General features: G+C 65.6%; 13 protein-coding genes. 1 reads left to right on the top strand and 12 read right to left on the bottom strand.

Annotation, left to right across the window (positions count from 1 at the left end; genetic code table 11):
* Positions 1–34: 34 nt before the first annotated feature.
* On the bottom strand, positions 35–1120 hold the full coding sequence (locus tag GGR89_RS03135; protein ID WP_167712730.1) for an aromatic ring-hydroxylating oxygenase subunit alpha: 1086 nt from the start codon (positions 1118–1120) through the stop codon (positions 35–37).
* Positions 1121–1801: 681 nt separating this feature from the next.
* Here GGR89_RS03135 and GGR89_RS03130 point away from each other — a divergent pair.
* Entirely contained in the window at positions 1802–2584 is a 783-nt protein-coding gene (locus tag GGR89_RS03130) for an aldolase/citrate lyase family protein (protein ID WP_126001209.1), read from the top strand.
* Between the two features lie 129 nt (positions 2585–2713).
* On the opposite strand, the gene GGR89_RS03125 is transcribed toward GGR89_RS03130, so the two are convergent.
* The 11 genes from GGR89_RS03125 to rfbH all read right to left on the bottom strand — a co-directional run bounded on the left by GGR89_RS03125 (position 2714) and on the right by rfbH (position 16845).
* Complete coding sequence (locus tag GGR89_RS03125) at positions 2714–4351, bottom strand: glycosyltransferase family 39 protein (protein ID WP_167712728.1); 1638 nt, start codon at positions 4349–4351, stop codon at positions 2714–2716.
* The gene (locus tag GGR89_RS03120) at positions 4348–5967 is read right to left on the bottom strand and encodes a hypothetical protein (RefSeq protein ID WP_167712726.1); all 1620 of its coding nucleotides are present in this window, start codon (positions 5965–5967) and stop codon (positions 4348–4350) included. The genes GGR89_RS03125 and GGR89_RS03120 overlap by 4 nt, the downstream gene beginning before the upstream one ends.
* A 38-nt stretch (positions 5968–6005) precedes the next feature.
* Positions 6006–7388, bottom strand: coding sequence for a hypothetical protein (locus GGR89_RS03115; protein ID WP_167712724.1), 1383 nt, complete (start codon positions 7386–7388; stop codon positions 6006–6008).
* Entirely contained in the window at positions 7385–7768 is a 384-nt protein-coding gene (locus GGR89_RS03110) for a GtrA family protein (RefSeq protein ID WP_167712722.1), read from the bottom strand. Before GGR89_RS03110 ends, GGR89_RS03115 begins: the two co-directional genes overlap by 4 nt.
* Positions 7769–7770: 2 nt before the next feature.
* On the bottom strand, positions 7771–8727 hold the full coding sequence (locus tag GGR89_RS03105) for a glycosyltransferase family 2 protein (protein WP_342449826.1): 957 nt from the start codon (positions 8725–8727) through the stop codon (positions 7771–7773).
* Positions 8724–9812 (bottom strand): hypothetical protein, encoded by a 1089-nt coding sequence (locus GGR89_RS03100; protein ID WP_167712719.1) that lies wholly within the window; start codon positions 9810–9812, stop codon positions 8724–8726. Before GGR89_RS03100 ends, GGR89_RS03105 begins: the two co-directional genes overlap by 4 nt.
* Positions 9812–11707, bottom strand: coding sequence for an SLBB domain-containing protein (locus GGR89_RS03095; protein ID WP_167712717.1), 1896 nt, complete (start codon positions 11705–11707; stop codon positions 9812–9814). Before GGR89_RS03095 ends, GGR89_RS03100 begins: the two co-directional genes overlap by 1 nt.
* A gap of 156 nt (positions 11708–11863) precedes the next feature.
* Positions 11864–12808 carry an NAD-dependent epimerase/dehydratase family protein gene (locus GGR89_RS03090; RefSeq protein WP_167712715.1) on the bottom strand — a complete coding sequence of 315 codons (945 nt, stop codon included), beginning with the start codon at positions 12806–12808 and terminating at the stop codon, positions 11864–11866.
* Entirely contained in the window at positions 12801–13463 is a 663-nt protein-coding gene (locus tag GGR89_RS03085) for an HAD family hydrolase (protein WP_126001218.1), read from the bottom strand. Before GGR89_RS03085 ends, GGR89_RS03090 begins: the two co-directional genes overlap by 8 nt.
* Positions 13460–15304 carry a thiamine pyrophosphate-binding protein gene (locus tag GGR89_RS03080; protein ID WP_126001219.1) on the bottom strand — a complete coding sequence of 615 codons (1845 nt, stop codon included), beginning with the start codon at positions 15302–15304 and terminating at the stop codon, positions 13460–13462. The genes GGR89_RS03085 and GGR89_RS03080 overlap by 4 nt, the downstream gene beginning before the upstream one ends.
* A gap of 179 nt (positions 15305–15483) precedes the next feature.
* Entirely contained in the window at positions 15484–16845 is a 1362-nt protein-coding gene (rfbH, locus tag GGR89_RS03075; RefSeq protein WP_126001220.1) for a lipopolysaccharide biosynthesis protein RfbH, read from the bottom strand.
* Positions 16846–16848 lie beyond the last annotated feature (3 nt).

The following is a 16848-nucleotide window of genomic DNA, read 5'->3' as shown; positions in this document are numbered from 1 at the left end:
GCTTAAAGCATCGACGCGGCGCCCCGCCAAGGGCCTAGGCGGCTGCGTCGACCGGCGTTGCCTGCTCGGCGGCGATCGCGCGTTCGATCATCAGCCGCGAGCGTACCCCGCCCGCATCGATGTTGAGCTTCATCAGCCGGCGCTCGGGATAGCGCAGCAGATTGGCCTGCTGGCGCTCGAGCATCTCGAGATCCTCGCCGAAGATCTTGCCCTGGCCCGCGCGGATCGTGTCGGTCAGCGCGCTGTCCGCCACCGCGAAGCGCCGCGCCATGCCCCAGAAATAATGGTGCGAGGTCTCGGTCTCGGGGGTAATGAAGTCGACGACGGTGCTCGCCGCCTTCCAGCGATCCTCGGCATGATAGCCGCCCTTGCCGGCAAGCGCGACGCCCACTTCGATCAGCACATGGCTCGGCAAGGTAAAGCGGCAGATCTGCCAGCGATCGACCGGCTGGTCGTCGGGCAGCCCGGCGCCGCGCAGCGCCATCTTCCAGAAGGGCGGCGCCTCGATCCCGTCCATGAAGCGGCGGGTGACCACCTGCTCGCCCTCGATCAGCGTCTCGACCGGTGCCTCGTCGATCTCCTTCTGGCCGATGCTGGTGCTGTGGACATAGGTTTCGTGGGTGAGGTCCATCAGATTGTCGACCATCAGCCGATAGTCGCAGGCGATGTGGTAATAGCCGCCGCCATAGGCCCAATCGGGGCTTTCGGCCCAGGCGAGGTGATGGAGCCTGGCAGGATCGGCGGTTTCCGCATCGCCCGGCCAAACCCAGAGAAAGCCGTAGCGCTCGATCACCGCGAAGCGACGGATGCCGGCGAACTTCTCGACCCGCTGGCCCGGCATCGCCGTGGCGCGCCCGGCGCAGCCCATCACCAGCCCGTGATAGCCGCAGACCAGCTCACCGTCGCGCACGAAGCCGAGCGAGAGCGGCGCACCGCGATGCGGGCAGAAATCCTCGAGCGCGACCACCTGCCCTTCGGCACCGCGGAAGAACACCATGGGCTGGCCGCAGATGGTACGCCCGAGCGGGCGATCGGCAAGCTCGTCGGCTGCCGCCGCGACATACCACGCGTGGAGGGGCCAGGGTGACGCGATATCCTGCGTCTGGGGGGATCGACTCATTTCCTCTCCTCGTGTCGAGCACGCTATTGGATCCAATAGGCACATGTGCGGGGCGGTTTGTCAATGCGGGTGCAGGCCGCCGCCAGGGTCAGCGCCGCCAGCTTCTCCATCGCAAGTTCGCGTAGGTCGGGATCGTCGATATCGGGGATCCTCACGAAACCCGCATGAGGCGAGCATGAAGCGCCGCCAACTCTTCTACGGCAGGTCCTTGCCGTAGCGGCACATGGTCGACGGGGGCAGCAACAGATGACGGACGCGCCGGCCTTTATTGCCATTGTAACTATGCCACATTGCGGCATCTTCTCCGTCGCGCCGATGACGGACAGGTGGACGTGATGCACGAGCGAAACGGAACCGTGCCGCGCCGCGAGAACTACTCCGGTACCGCCACCGATTGCCGCAAATTCGAAAGCGCCCGCTGTTTTCTGCATTGACCAACGGCGAAACGGGGTCCAACGAATATCGCCAAATAATGTTGCAATGTGAAGCCACAGCACGTGCAACGGCATTTGGGTTTGGGTTGATCGGCCGCAGGGCACGGCCTGGTCGGTGCGTGCGAAGCGCGGCTAGGGGGTTTGTTAACCATGTTCCACCACGATCGATCCGATACCCCCGGGTTCGCCCCGGCTTTCGTTTGTTGACTGCTAAAGGAAAATCCTTGTGACTCCGAATGAGCGTAAGATGCTTGATTGCCTCAAGAAGGGGCGCGACCATTACGGTGTCGTTGCCGTGAAGGCAGAGTTCGAAGCGGAGGGCACGCGGCCGGACGAGTTCCTCCGGCTCCTCGAACTGGCGCAGCGCGCGGACCTCAAGGTCGCGCTGAAGATCGGTGGTTGCGAAGCGGTTTCCGATCTGCTCTCGACCAAGATCTACGGCATCGACTATGTCATCGCACCGATGGTCGAGACGCGCTACGCGCTGTCGAAGTTCATCGATGCGAAGAACAAGACCCACGGCCCGAACGAGGAGCGTACCGAGTTCCTGTTCAACCTGGAAACCCAGACCACGCTCGACAATCTCGACGACATCGTGCCGCTGGCGAAGGGCAATGTCGACGGCATCGTGTTCGGCCGGGTTGACTTCACCCTGTCGCGCGGCATGGCCCGCACCGCGGTGAACGAGCAGAGCATCACCGAGGCGGTGCTGCAGGTCGCCCAGGCATGCGTCAACAACGATCTGGAGCTGGTCGTCGGCGGTTCGGTGTCGATGGACGCGATCGACGCACTGCGCGAGTTCCGCGCGGTTCGCCTCGACCGGTTCGAGACCCGCAAGGTGATCTTCGACGGTGAAGCCGCGACCAGCAAGTCGCTCGCCGAAGGCATCGCGAATGCGGTCGAGTTCGAGCTGCTCTGGCTCAAGAACAAGCGCGACTATTACACCAAGATCGCGGCAGAAGACGCTGCGCGCATCGAAATGATGGAGCGCCGCATCGCGGTTAACGCGGACACCGCCGCCGCCGCCTGATACCGGCCCTGCCCGCCGGCAACGGTGGGCCGGAGCTACAAGAAAGGCCGCAACCTCCGACGCGAGGTTGCGGCCTTTTCCTTGTCCATCGCGGACAGGGTGGATCTCACCAAGGTGCGGCCGCCAAGCTCAGCGCGGCGGCGGCTGGGGCCCGTGAAAGTCCACGATCGTCACGATCCGCCCGCCGATCTCGCCCGGGCGCGGAACGAAGCGCGTCACGACGTGACCCCGTGCAACATAGTCGCGATAGGCGGCATATTCCTCTGGAAACGCGCTACGTTCGGCTTTGTAACGCTCATATTGGGTCAGGATCGCGAAATCAGCGCGGCACGTGTCGCGCTTGCCCGGAGCAACGGTGCCGTAATCGACATTGGCGCGCGCACCCCGTGCCTGGTCGATCGGTCCGTAGCCGATCTTGCCGCGGAGTTTCGCCGCCGCGTCGACGCAGCCTGCCTCCGCCATCGGGAACAGGAAGTGCCAGGGCTGCGGCAGCAGATCGAAGGCGAAATGCTCGACCAGTACCGTGCTGCCTGCCGGAATGTGCGCGACCGCCCAAGCCGACGCCTGTTGCCGCGTGTCGTGCATTCGCTCGCGCGCCTGCGCCAACGACGTCAGGAAAAGCGGCACCGCGACGGCGCCGGCGGCAACCACGCCCACCGCAACCCGCCAACGCGGACCGACCCAGGCGGCAAGGCTGCACAATCCGAACGCGATGAGGATCGCACACAGCGGCAGAACGGGCATCGCCCAGCGCTCCCATACCATGGTCTGCGCGCACAGCACGACGAAGAAGCTGCACAGCAGCGGCAGTATCAGCATGGCAATCGGCGGCCGGCGCACCGCCGCCGCGATGCCGGGAAGCAACAGCAGCAGCCCGACAACACTCAATCCCGTACGGAGCGGGCCCGTCAGATACCAGCCCGCGTTGAACCAGAGCGGACCGCCGGTGGACCCCAGGTGCCGCACCTGGCTCTCGCCCGTGAGGTTGCGCACCACCGTGGCATGGTCGAGCACCAGATAGGGCGAGAGCAGCGCGCAGAAGCAGAGTCCGAGCAGCCCAGTGGCGACCAGCCGCACCAGGCTCGCGCGCGTGGAAATGGCGCCCGAACGGCGATACAGCCAGATCCCGCCGGCGATGGCGAGAAAGCTCAGCGCGAACGGCCATTTGGTGATGATGGCGCAGCCAAGCCAGAACGCCGCCAGCACATGGTCGCGCCATCGCCCGCGCTCCGCAATGTTCAAGGCCGCGAGCATTGCCATCAGCATGAAGAAGCACGCCATCATGTCCGATCGGATGATCTGCGAATAGGTGATGTGCACCGGGCTGAGCACCAGGATGGCGGCGCTGAGCAAACCGACCTCCGTGCCGGCCAGCCTCTTGGCGAGGCGATAGGTCAGCACGATCGTGCCGATCGCAAAGACCGTCATCGCCAGCCGTCCCGGCAGGATGATCCAGCTCGGATCGCCATAGACTGCAGTGCCGAACGCCTCGACCGAGGCGAAGCGGCCGCAGAGCCAACCGCCGAGGAACACCAGCACGTTCACTACCGCGAGCACGTACATCGTCGTCGTCGCCGGGTGGCCGAACCAGCCGGGATTGAGCGTGTGCCCGCGCAGCATACGGATCGCCCCCAGCTCGAACATCAGTTCGTCAGGGTCGTTGAGCGCGGGCAAGCCGAACCCGATCGAAGACAACCGCAGCCAGAGTGCGACGACCAACAGGAGCGTCAGCGTCCAGCCCGGCTTCCAACCCCAAGGTGCGCTCACGCGCCCTCGATCACGATGTCGGCGGTGCGCGCCTGCGCGGCCGGGCGGTTGCCGATCCGCACCCGGCTGTCGGCCCCGCCGAGAAGCGCGGCATCGTCGAGGCCGCTGGCGTCGATGCGGATGCGGCGGCTTTCCGTATCGAGCTCCACCCCCGCCGAATAGGCAGGCCGTCCGTAGCCCAGCAGCAGCGCCACCGATCCGCGGCCGCACTGGCGCAGCGAGGCGGCGGGCGCCCGCATGTCGCGCGACGCACCTACCCACGCCTGCACCGCAAAACCCTGGCAGCGATCGAGCACCACGGGCGCGACATGCTCCAGGATCTTCAGGCCGTTCACCTGCACGCCTGCACTGTCACGGGCGAGCAGGCCCGCCGCATGGCCGCCGCTGCGGCTGTTGGTGCCGCCGACCAGTTGCCCGCCCTGAATGCTGATCGCCCCCCGTTGCGCGACGCACTGGATCGCTGCCTGGGCCGAGGGCGCGGCGGCGACATAGGGATCGCTGATGTCGATCAGCGCCTGCGGACTGGTATCACGGATGTCGATGCCGATCGCGCCGCACTGGTCGATGACGGGCATGTGCAGGTGCAGATTGACGTGGCCGTCGCGGGCGCGCCCGCCGATCTCCGCGGTCCGGCCGTCGACACGGATGCCGGTCGCTGGGCCCGCTGTCTCGAAATTGGTGATGAAGCTGTCGGCGAAGGCGCCTTCGAGCAGCAGCCCGACATTGTCGCCCAGCGCCGGATCGCCGCCGATGGTGGCGTTGCAATCGGTGAGGAACAGCGAGGCATTGCCGCCCGCCAGCCCGATCGCCTGCGTGCCGTCGAGGAAGAAGCCGCGCCACGGCGCGCCGCGCTGCGTGCCAGGGATCGAGCGGAACGCGACGCAGTTGCTCATCTGCGACCGTACCAGCCCGCGGGCGACGAAGCCGATGCCGTGCTCGGCGGCGCTGATTTCCTCGAAGCGCGCGAACAGCAGGAACTGCGCCCGCATCCCGGCGGGCGGGTTCGCGGGATTGCCGGCCACCGGCGCCGAGCGGCAGAGCGCGATGCCCGTCACCACGATGTTCTGCGGATAGTCGTTGACCATGCGCGGGCGCCTGGCGGGTCCGACACGCAGCACGTCGGCCGTGCCGTTGGTCATCACCAGCCGGGTGCCGGCCCCCGCCACGGTCCCGCGGAATCCCGCGCCCGACACGCGCACGAACGGCCGCTCGATCACCCAGGTGTCGGACAGGAAATAATCGGCGGCGAGCAGGTGCAGGACCGGATGCGCCGCAAGGCACGCGGCGAGCGCGGGCAGGCTGTCGACCGCGCCGTTGCCGGGCGCTGCCCCCCACCATTCGGGATGCGCATGCGGCGTCCGGCTCTGGTTCAGGTCGACGCGCCCGCCGCCCGTGAACACCCGCGCGACCGGCGCGGCGAATTCCCCCAGCACGCGCAGCGTCGCGCCGGCAGCGATGTCGAGCACCGCACCCGGCTGAAGCTGGAGGTCGCCGTCGATCGTCTGGTCGGCGACGACGCGGTGGACTCCGGCGGGAAGGATGCGGGTCGCCGACGGTGGATTCGCAGCGCCCGCTGCGGCCGGCTCTGCGGCGACGAGGCCGCCGAGCGCCAACATGGGCAAAGGAAGCACGCGTCGGCGGGAAAGGCCTTTCCTCACGATTGTGTCGACCGCTCGGGATAGGGACGTTCCGGCCGGAGCACCCCAGGAAGCAGCGGCAGGTCGCGTCGGTAGCGCCAGCGGTTCCGCCAGCCCTGCAGGCGAATGTCGCGCCAGACGTCATGAATGGTCACGGCCGAGAGGCTGATGCTGACCAGGATCAGCAAACCCGGGCGCAGGAACATGCCCAGCGCGACGCCGAGATGCACCTCCACCTGCCGCCCCGCCAAATAGCTGTCCCGGACGAGGGGCGGGATATAGCCGATGATGATGTCGGCGGGCAGGCACAGAATGTAGCAGATCATGATCGCGAGCGGACGACCGACACCGCGCCAGGGTTCCATGAAGACGAACAGCATGATCATCGTCTGGGTGTAGCCGCCGGCTTCCGAGGTCATCAGCGCCAGGGCCGTGCCGAAAAAGGCCGTGCGATACGCCGGCACGACCTCGGGCCGCAGCCATGTGGCGGCCGCAGCGATCAAGATCGAGGCCTGGCCGATATGCACCCAGGCGGGAAGTACGGTCAGGCCGATCTCGGCAGTGCGCGAGCCGATGACGCTGGTCACCGGGAAGGACACGCCCTGGAGCAGCGAAATGAGCGGGCCGTAGGTGACCGAATACCAGACGTCGAGCACCTGTGCGGCAATGAAGCCGGACGAGAATTCCGTGATGTTGCGGATGATCTCGTACGGCGTCCCGACACCGAGAATGCCGAAGCTCAACAAGTAGACCGTCACGGTGGCGATCAGCGCGCCTTCGCACCATAGCCAACGGCGACGCAGCAACTGCGCGACGATCGCCGCTATGAGATAGATCTTGAAGTTGACCGCGATGCCCGCGAAAATCCAACGGATTCGCGCCGAGCGGATGAGCGGGCCGAAGCCGAGCAGCGTGGCGGTGAAGCAGAGCAACAGGATGTTGCCGCGCTCCAACGCGAACAGCATCGGCATCCCGCTGGAAAGCGCGATCGCGCGCGGGATCGCAGTTCGCCGGTCGATCTTCTTATAGGTCAGCGCGACCAGCACGATGTTCAGCACGAAGATCGCATGGATCGCGATCAGGCCGATCCAGTCGCAGTCGCGCACCACCTGCCCTTCGGCACCCGCATAGCAGCTCGACTTGCCGAGAAATCGCAGCACCACGAAGGATAGCGGGGGGTAGATGGTCAACCAGCTGTCGTAGGTGCCGGTATCGCGCGCCCAATAGGCGGTATTGAACCAGTCCATGAAGGTGTCGGCCGGTTCGTAGAAGAAGGGCTGCGGCAGATATCCTTCGAAATAGAGGACCGCCATCGCCCGGCCGATCAGCAGCAACACCCCGGCACCCATGGCATATTCGAGCCAAAGCCACCGCCGGCCTTGCTTGGGCGCGCCACTCATGCCGGCTTCGCTCGAAACACGAGGCGTTTCAGGGCGAAGTAATTGACGACCGATACGAGGAATGCCGAGATGAAACCGGCGAGATACGGCGATCCGACGACCCGCGATACGCCGGCCAAGGTAACCAGGCCCAACAGATAGTTCGCGCCGTACGAGAGCACGAAACGTAGCTTGGCGGGGTCGGCGTCGCGGAACACATGCCGGCTGTAGGAAAAGTAATTGAAGGCCATGCCCAGCAGATGCGCCGTAAGCTGGGCGGCGAACATGTTCATGCCCAACCAAACCAACAGCGCATAGGTGCCCAGTCCGAAGGCGGTGTTGAGCACGCCCATCTGATAATAGCGCCAGAGCTCCAGCAGGCGTGCGCGCGGAATGGCCATGCTCAATAATCCGGCGGGAAGTTCACCCGCTCGCGCTCAAGCACCAGCGGCGTCCGGCGGGTACGTTCCGAGATGATCCGAACATTGTCCCCGAGCAGGCCGATGAACCCGAACAGCATCGCGAACTCCGCCTGCACGACGGATGCGATGAACCAGCCCGCGATCGGCTTGCCGAGAAAGAAGGCGACCACGCCGCCGATGAGCATCACCAGCGTGAGCACCGCGCCAAGCGCGCCGATATAGAGCGGCATGCGCAACAGCTTCTTCGACGAGCTGGCCAGCGCCGACATCGCGAAATCGAACAGCGCGAAGAAGTTGTTCTTGGATTTGCCCGCGGCGCGCGGCGCGCGCGGGTAGCTGATCGTCTCCAGGCGGTAGCCGGTTTCGACCAGCATCGCCCGGAAGAAAGGCTCCGGCTCGGCCAGTCGGCGGGTCGCGTCCACGACCCGTGCAGTGTAGAGTCCGAAGCCGGTGGCGTTGGGCACCACCGGATAATCGCCGAAATTACGGGCGAGCCAATAGGAAAGCCGCCGCATCACGGTTAGCACCGGCCCGGTCTTCTCGGTTTCGCGAACACCCAGTACGATGTCCACGCCGGCGCGCCAGCGTTCGACGAAATAGGGGATCAGCGTCGGCGGATCCTGGAAATCCGCGCACATGCCGATCACCGCCCGTCCGCGCGCCTGGTAGATGCCGTGCGTCGGCGATCGCATCTGGCCATAGTTGCGGCTGTTCACGATCAACCGGACGTTTGGGTTTTCCCGGCAGAGTCCGCGCAGGATTTCCACCGTGCGATCGGTCGAGTCATTGTCGATGAAGATGATCTCGTAGCTGACGTCCAGCCGTTCGAGCTCCGCCGTCGTCGCCGCGCAGATCGCGGCGGCATTGTCTTCCTCGTTATAGCACGGGATCACGACCGAGATGTCCGGTCGATTCACCGCCACTGCCGGTGCATTCACGCGAGGCTCCTTTCGCCGAGCGGCGGCCGAATGGCGTAGAACTCGATCGCAGCGCCGAGGATCAGCAGCATGATCGCGATCGAAAGCGGCAGGATATTCACCTGGCGTGCACTGTCGACATAAGCCGGCTCGAGCACGCGTACGTTCGCGCTTGAGGTCAGGTCCTCGACCGAGGTGCCCTGAAGGAAACGCTTGTAGTTATCGTACAGGTTCTGCGACAGGTCGAGCTCGCGCCGAAGATTGTCGACCTGGGTCGACTGGCGCACGACTTCGCCCACCGAGCTTTGCTGCCCCGGCGAAAGCGAGCGCGCCGCCGCCAGCTGGCCCTGCAGGGCTTCGATTTCGGCGAGCACCTGGCGTACGCGCATGTTATCGTCGGTTGCGAACTGCCGCATCTGGGCGAGCTGCACGTGCTTGGAACGGATGATGGCTTCCAGCTCGGGAATCCGGTCGCCAGCCGCATAGATGGCCGCCTGCGGGCTGGAATAGCGCGTCCGCAAACGGAAATTGTCATATGCCGCCCGTGCCTTGGACAGCCGCTCGCTCGAACTTTCGACCAGTTCGATGAGGATCTTGCGCTTGAACGCGGTCTGGTCGCGGGCAATGATCGAGAGCTGCTGGCGGACCGCTTCGCCGAAGGCGGCGACGAGCTGGCGGGCGAACTCGGGATCACGATCCATCACTTCGAACTGGACGATGCCACCGCGTAGAGAGCGGATGTCGACATGGCGATCGAGCCAGCGATGCGTATCCACCGCGTTGCGATGCAGGCGCTGCTCGAGGTTCAGCCGCTTCGACACGATCGAACGGACATATTCGCTGCGAGCGACCTTCAGGCTGACCTCGACAGCCGCCTGATTGCCGAACACGTTGCCGACAGCACCCAACTGCCCCAGCGTGCCGCTGAGCCCCAAGCTGGCGGGATCGGCCGGCGTGAGGCTGGTAGCGGCCCGGTAACGCTGCGGGAACAGCGCCAGGACGGTGAACAGCGCGATGAGCACGAGCAACAGCGTACGCCGCAAGGCAGGCTTGCGCAGCACCGGCGCCGCGGCGAACGTGCCGATGATTGTGCGGGGCGGCGTCATCAGTTGATCGCCGCGAGCGCAGCGGCGGTGATGCCGAACTGGAACAGGATCGTTGAGATGTCGCGGATCTTCGCGAGAATCGACGACGACTGGCTCTTGATCGGCACGAACACCACATCGCCCGGCAAGACCTTCGCCGACATGGCGCCGCGCGACCGCGTCAGCACCGATCCATTCGCGCGGACGACGAAGATGTTGCCCTTGTCCGCGCCGCGGATCGCGCCACCCGCCTGATAGACATAGTCCTTCACCCGCAGCGGCTTGCCATAGCTGAGGAGGAACGAAGCGGGACGGTATACCGCGCCGAACACGCCCACGGTATCAACGCGCGGAGGCACGACGATATGGTCATTGTTCTCCAGCGCCAGATTGGCGGGAAGCGCCGCTGCCGTGGGTGCAAGGTCCATCACCAACCGGCCGTCCGGCTCCTTGGCCCGCAACTGCTCCAGAAAAGCCCGCGCAGCGGCGACCTGCGACTGCCGCTCGCCAGCATCGACGATACGATCGGCATTCAGCGGCGCCGCCGCGAGCGTCACCTCCATCTGATCGACTGCCTCCCGGAAGCTGCGACGCTGCTGGGCGCGGACGGATTCCCGATAGAAGCGCGTGCCGTATACATAGGCGCGCGCGGTCATACCGCCGGCCATTTCCAGCACCTTCTCGAACGGCGTGTTCGGCGGAACGTAATAGTTTCCGGGCCGGTTTACTTCGCCCTCGATGCGCACCACCGCCTGCTGGCGCTCCAGCGGGCGGGTGAGCGATCCCTGCGGCAGCAACTGGACGATATCGCCGCCTTCGGCGCGCTCGCTTCCCGCCAGCGCGATATCGATCAGGCGGCTGCCCACCGTGTCTTGGTCGCTCTGGCGATAGAGGACGAGGCGCGACGGGTCGGCAAGGGTGGTGGGACCGCCGGCAAGCGCCAGCACGTCCGCCAGGCTCTCGCCGGGACGGGTCTCGTAGATCGCTTCCTCGTTGACGCTGCCGATGACCGCGATCTGCTTGCCGACCGCCGGAATGAACAGCACGTCTTCGTTCTGCAGCAGCGGATCCTGGGCGCGATTGCCCTTGCGAAGCAGCTGATACAAATCGAAGTCAGCGACTTCGGCGCCGTTGCGATACAGTTTCACCGACCGGAAGCTGCCGCCCCCGGAAGGACCGCCGGCAGCGAGAACCGCGTTCACCAGCGTCGACAGGCTCGTGACCGAATATGCCCCCGGATTGTTGGCGAAACCCGTCACATAGACGCGGACGCCGGCCAGCTTCTTGATGCTCACCGAGACGTTGTAGCCGCGATACTGGCGACCAATAGCGGCGGCGATGCGATCCTTGAGATCGCGATACCGCACGCCGATCAGGCTTACCGCACCGATATTGGGCAGGAAGATGCGACCGTCGCGATCGATTACCGAATCGATGCTGCCCTCGACCGAGCCAGTGAGCGAAATCGAGACCGTATCGCCGACGTTCAGCGCATAGTCCGGCGGAATGGTTGTCGTCGACGGTACCGCGAAATCGCGGGCGGCGGGGACCAGCAGATCGGAACCATAGCGCTTGAGATCGCGGCCGGTGGCGTCGCGCGCCCATTTCTCGAATTCGCCAGGCGCTGCCGGCTTCTTCAGATTGACACTGTCCAGTTCCAGCAGCCCATTGGCGCCGAGTCGCGGACCCGAGCGCCGGCTATCGCCATATTCCTCGTTCGACGAGGAGGGGTCGCGTACCGCAACCGGCTCGTACGGATTGGAGGTCGTCGCCGTCTGGCTGTTGTCCGTCCGGTCGCTCTGGCCGCTGCGACCGCTTTGCTGCTGGTCGGAAGCGTTCTGATCACCCGTCGAGGTCCGCGGGATCGAATTCGGATCGATGAGCTGCGCGAAGGCGGGAAGGGGTGCAAGAAGCAACGCGCTCGCCGATACAGAGCGGGCAAGAAGACGCATCCCCGCGTGCCTGCCCGTCTTGGTCATTGCCGTCATGTAGTCTCGTATCCTTCGATTATCGTCTTGCTCGCCCGCGCCGCCTCTATCACGCACCAGAATGCTAGGCCAGCATCGAGCGGGTCAGGAATGACGGCCGCGCAGAAACCCCGCCGTCTCATGGATTTGCACGTCCAGTGGCACCGGTGTGATGCCGTAATGGGCCAGGAGGGCGGCATAAGCCGCACCGTCGCCGGCATAGCGATCTGCCACCGCTTCGGTCACCGCGGCGCGCTCGACGCCCGCCCCACCCAGCGCTTCGGCCACGGCTGCCGCGACCGCGCCGAGTTCCAGCACCGTACCGCCGGTATCGAAATGCACCACGCCCGACGCTTCCGCCGCCATCATCGCCAGAATCAGAGAGACAAGTTCGCGGATGGCGACATACGCCCGGAACACCTCGCGCGGCGCCCGGACCGCGATCGGCCGCTGCGCCAGCGCATCAAGGATGAAATTGGCGATCGCATAGGCAGCATGCTTGTTGATGTATGGCCCGGTGATGTTGAAGATTCGGCCGATCACGGCACGCCGGCCGGACTCCTCGGCCCAGGCGGCGAAGCGGCGTTCGTCCGCCAGCTTCATTTCGCCATACAGCCGCATCGCCGGGCTTGCCTGGGGATCGTCGATCTTGGTCACCGCGCCCGAGGAGGCAACGAACAGCGCCTCCACCGGCAAGGCTCGCGCTGCCGTCAGCACGGTCGCGCTGATCGCGTCGTTGGCGGCGCGATACGCCTCCTCGCTCAGCGTCTCCGCGCGGTCCTTGGTGAGGAAGGCGAAGTGGAACAGCCAGATGCGCTGCGCCTGCAGCTTCGGCAGCTCCGTCAGCGGCGCCTGCACCACCTGGCGTCCGCTCTGCAGCGTCAGCGTACGGGCCGCGCTGCCATAGCAGGAGACGCGCGCATCGAGCCGGTCGCCCAATGCCTTTTCCAGCAGATCCAGCGTGGCCAGCCCCAACCATCCCCCCGCGCCAGCGAGAACGATGTGCTGCTCGCCCTCCGCCAGAAGCCGGGCGACGGCAGGTTCAAGCATGGACCGAGCCTATCCGTTCCGACAACGCGTTGGTGAAGGTGGAAAAGCAATCGAAACAGTCGGACTCGCCGGGGTCCCATTCGGGATCGGCATAGCCATAGGTCATCAGGTAGAAGCCCATGCCAGCGTCCCGCGCGACCGCATGGTCGAGCTCGCTATCGCCCACGAACACCGCTTCCTGCGGCGCGCAGCCGAGGCGATCGGTCACCGCGCGCAGCAGATCGGGCTCGGGCTTGGGGCGCAGGCCCGGCTGGCCACCGACCACGACGTCGAAATAGGGCGCGAGCCCGGTATCCTCGAGCACCTTGTCGACCAGATTTTGCGGCTTGTTCGAGCATATCGACAGGCGCAGCCCGGCCCGGTGAAGTCGCTCGATCCCGGCGGCGACCCCGGGGAACAGGCTTTCGCGCTTGGTGACGTGACGGGCGTAGCGCGCGCGGAAGTCGGCAAGGTCGTCCGCAAAATGCCGACGCGCGGGCCCCAGCAGCGCCGAAACCATCTCCGCGCCGCCGCTGCTCATGTGCAGCCGCGCCTCGACGGGATCGATCACGTGCATGATGCCACGATCACCGATCATGCCGGTGAGGATCGAGACGCAGACCTCACAGCTGTCGACCAGCGTGCCGTCGAGGTCGAAGATGACGTGCCGGATCACGGGCGCATCGCCTCGGCCAGTTCCTCCCGCGGGAGGAAGGGCGAAAGATCCTCGAGCGTCGGCGACACCATCGTGCCGTCCTCCAGGCGCCGCGAACTGAGCTTCGGCGCGAATTCCTGCCGCTTGTCGATCATCACTTCGCACAGCTGCGCGCCCTCGCCGTCCAGCGTGGCGCGGATCGCCGCCGAAAGATCGGCATGCGTCGCGACGTTGGACGAAGGCAGGCCGAAGCCCGCCGCCAGCTTGGCGAAATTGGGGAAGGACAGGCCGCTGTCGGGGCCGCAGCCGACGATGTTGTCGGGGAAGTGGTTCTGCTGCGACTGGCGAATCGAGTGATAGCCGTCGTTGTTCAGCACGAAGATCTTCACCGGCAGCTGCTGGCCGACGATGGTCTGCAGCTCCTGCAGGTTCATCATGATGCTGCCGTCGCCGGCAAGGCAGATGATCCGCCGGCCGCCGCCCGCCTGATAGGCGCCGATCGCCGCCGGCAGGTCATAGCCCATCGACGCGCAGCCCGAGTTGGTGAACAGGCGCTGGCCTTCCTTGAGGTTCGCCGCCTGGAACATGGTGACGCACGCCGTGCCGTCGCCGGAGACGATGATGTCGCCTTCCTCCAGCTCGCGGAACAGCAGCTCGCCGAAGACATACGGATTGATCAGCCCGTCGGTCTCCCAATATTCGGGGAGGACCACCGGATAGCGCGCCGCGCGCTCGCGGCTGCGCGCCAGAAAGGCGGCGCGTGCCTCGGCCTTGTCGTCTTCCGGCAGCGGCAGCGCCGCGGCGACCGCGAAGAAGGCGCGGAGATCGGCATGGATCGGACGGTGGAGATTGAGCGTCGGCTTGGCCAGCTCGGCCCCGTCGATCTCGACCATCGCGACGCGCGCGTTGCGGGCGAAGCTCTGCCAGTTGTAGCTGATCTGGCGGATATTGAGGCGCGAGCCGAGCACGAGGACATAGTCCGCGGTCTGCACCGCGAAATTGCCGCCGCGATCGCCCACGGTACCGGGCCGGCCGACATAGAGCGAGTGGGCGTTGGGCAGCGTGTCGTGCGCGTTCCAGCCGGTCACCACCGGCACGCCGAGGCGCTCGACGAAGCGCAGGAACTCGGCATGCTGGCCCGAGATCCGGACGCCCGCACCGACCAGCACGACCGGCCGCTCGGCGGCGCAAAGCTCAGCCAGCGTCGCTGCGACTTCCGCCTCGAGCGCTGCACCTTCGAGCAGGCCGAGTTCGGCGCGGTTGTTCGGCACTTCGCCCGCTTCGTCCAGGCTGGCGGGATCGAACGGCTCAAGCGCGTCGAAATCGACCGGGGCCGCCTGCACGTCGATCGGCACGTCGATCCATACCGGACCCGGCCGCCCCCGGCGCGCCAGGTGGATCGCCTTTTCGACGACCTTGCGGGTGTCGAGCGGATCGTTGAGCACCACGGCATATTTGGTGATGCCGCGCACCATGGAGACGATGTCGACTTCCTGGTCGCCCAGCTGGCGCAGCGGGATCGCCGGATAGTTGCCGGCATAGGTCTCGCGCTTCACCTGCCCCGACACGACGATCATGCCGATCGAATCGACATACGCGCCATATACACCATTGAGCGCATTGACGCCGCCCGGACCGGTGGTCACGTTAACGACTGCGGGCGTACCGGAAAGACGACAATAGGCCTCGGCCGCGATCGCGGCGGCTTGCTCGTGATGGGTGAAGACCTTCTTCAGGCCCTTCTCTCGGCCGAAGGCATCGTTCAGGTGCATCGCACCGCCGCCCGTGAGCATGAAGCAGTCGGTGATCCCGTGCTCCACGAGCATCCGGGCGATGAGATCGGCTACGCGCGTTTTTGCCATGCTATTCGAACCAGCTCACTTTTTGCCGTGAAGATCCTCATCATTGTAGATGCGAGTTCCTTAACCGGCCCGATATCGTTGATGTTTGTCTACGGGATTTGACCGAACGTACCGGCCCTTTGCTGGTACCTGTCTGCCGGGGGCGCCCGCCTGCGCCACCCGGCCCTGTCACGCGTGCGTCAGGCGCCCTGACGCAGGAAGAGCGCGATCTGCTCGACGATATAGTCGAGATGATCGGCGGTCAGCCCCGGATAGACGCCGATCCAGAAGGTGTTGGTGGTAACCAGATCCGCATTGGTGAGATCGCCGACCACGCGGTAGTTGCGGCCCTTCATATAGGGCTGGCGCAGCAGGTTGCCGCCGAACAGCAGGCGCGTGCCGATCTTCTTCTCGTTGAGATACTGGACCAGCGCCTCGCGATCGATGCCGCTTTCCGGACGGATCGTGATCGGGAAGCCGAACCAGGACGGCTCGCTGTTGGGCGTCGCCTCCGGCAGGATGAACACGTCCTCGTGCGCACGCAGCCGCTCGGTGAGACCGGCGAAGTTGCGGGCGCGCGCGGCGATGAACCCGTCGAGATGGCCGAGCTGCGAGAGGCCGACGGCCGCCTGCATGTCGGTGATCTTCAGGTTGTAGCCGGCGTGACCATAGGTGTACTTGTGGTCATAGCCCATCGGCAGCGTGCCGAGCTTGCGGGCGAAGCGCTTGCCGCAGGTATTGTCCTGGCCCGGCTGGCACCAGCAGTCGCGGCCCCAGTCGCGCATCGATTCGATCACGCGCTTCAGGCGCGGCTTGTCGGTGAACACCGCGCCGCCTTCACCCATGGTGATGTGGTGCGCCGGGTAGAAGCTGAGCGTGCCGATATGGCCGAAGGTGCCGACGCCCTGGCCGTTATAGGTGGCGCCCAGCGCGTCGCAGCAATCCTCGACGACCCAGAGATTATACTTCTCGGCGACGCGCATCACCTCGGCGAGGTCGAACGGGTTGCCCAGCGTGTGCGCGATCATGATCGCGCGGGTCTTGTCGCTGACCGCCGCCTCGATCATCTCGGGCTTGATGTTGTAGGTCGGGATGTCGACGTCGACGAACACCGGGGTCAGGCCGTACTGCAGCGACGGGTTGACCGTGGTCGGGAATCCGGTGGCGACGGTGATGACCTCGTCGCCCGCCTTCAGCGCGTCCCCGCGGAAATAATGCGAGGTCAGCGTCGACAGCGCCAGCAGGTTCGCCGACGAACCGCTGTTGGTGGTCAGCGCGTGCGCGACGCCCAGACGCTTGGCCAGCTTGGCCTCGAATTCCTCGTTGAAGCGGCCGGTGGTCAGCCAGAAGTCGAGCGAGGAATCGACGAGATTCCGCATGTCGCTCGAATCATAGACCTTGCCCGAGACCGGCACCAGGCTCTCGCCGGGGATGAAGGTCTTGGGCGCGTGGAAGCGCCGGGCATATTCCTCGGTCAGGTTGAGGATCAGCGAGCGAAGCTGGCCCTCGTCGCAATCTTCGGCCAGCGCAGCCGGGTTGGCAGCCAGTTCCTGAACAGTCATGAT

Origin of the sequence: Sphingomonas trueperi, from assembly GCF_011927635.1 — a bacterium.
GTDB lineage: Bacteria > Pseudomonadota > Alphaproteobacteria > Sphingomonadales > Sphingomonadaceae > Sphingomonas > Sphingomonas trueperi.
This window is presented reverse-complemented; position numbering and strand designations above follow the sequence as displayed.

Coding starts and splice junctions, on each gene's coding strand:
- GGR89_RS03115 (WP_167712724.1), bottom strand. CDS start 7,388: ATGAGTGGCGCGCCCAAGCAAGGCCGGCGGTGGCTTTGGCTCGAATAT.
- GGR89_RS03120 (WP_167712726.1), bottom strand. CDS start 5,967: ATGTTGGCGCTCGGCGGCCTCGTCGCCGCAGAGCCGGCCGCAGCGGGC.
- GGR89_RS03135 (WP_167712730.1), bottom strand. CDS start 1,120: ATGAGTCGATCCCCCCAGACGCAGGATATCGCGTCACCCTGGCCCCTC.
- GGR89_RS03110 (WP_167712722.1), bottom strand. CDS start 7,768: ATGGCCATTCCGCGCGCACGCCTGCTGGAGCTCTGGCGCTATTATCAG.
- rfbH (WP_126001220.1), bottom strand. CDS start 16,845: ATGACTGTTCAGGAACTGGCTGCCAACCCGGCTGCGCTGGCCGAAGAT.
- GGR89_RS03100 (WP_167712719.1), bottom strand. CDS start 9,812: ATGACGCCGCCCCGCACAATCATCGGCACGTTCGCCGCGGCGCCGGTG.
- GGR89_RS03130 (WP_126001209.1), top strand. CDS start 1,802: ATGCTTGATTGCCTCAAGAAGGGGCGCGACCATTACGGTGTCGTTGCC.
- GGR89_RS03090 (WP_167712715.1), bottom strand. CDS start 12,808: ATGCTTGAACCTGCCGTCGCCCGGCTTCTGGCGGAGGGCGAGCAGCAC.
- GGR89_RS03080 (WP_126001219.1), bottom strand. CDS start 15,304: ATGGCAAAAACGCGCGTAGCCGATCTCATCGCCCGGATGCTCGTGGAG.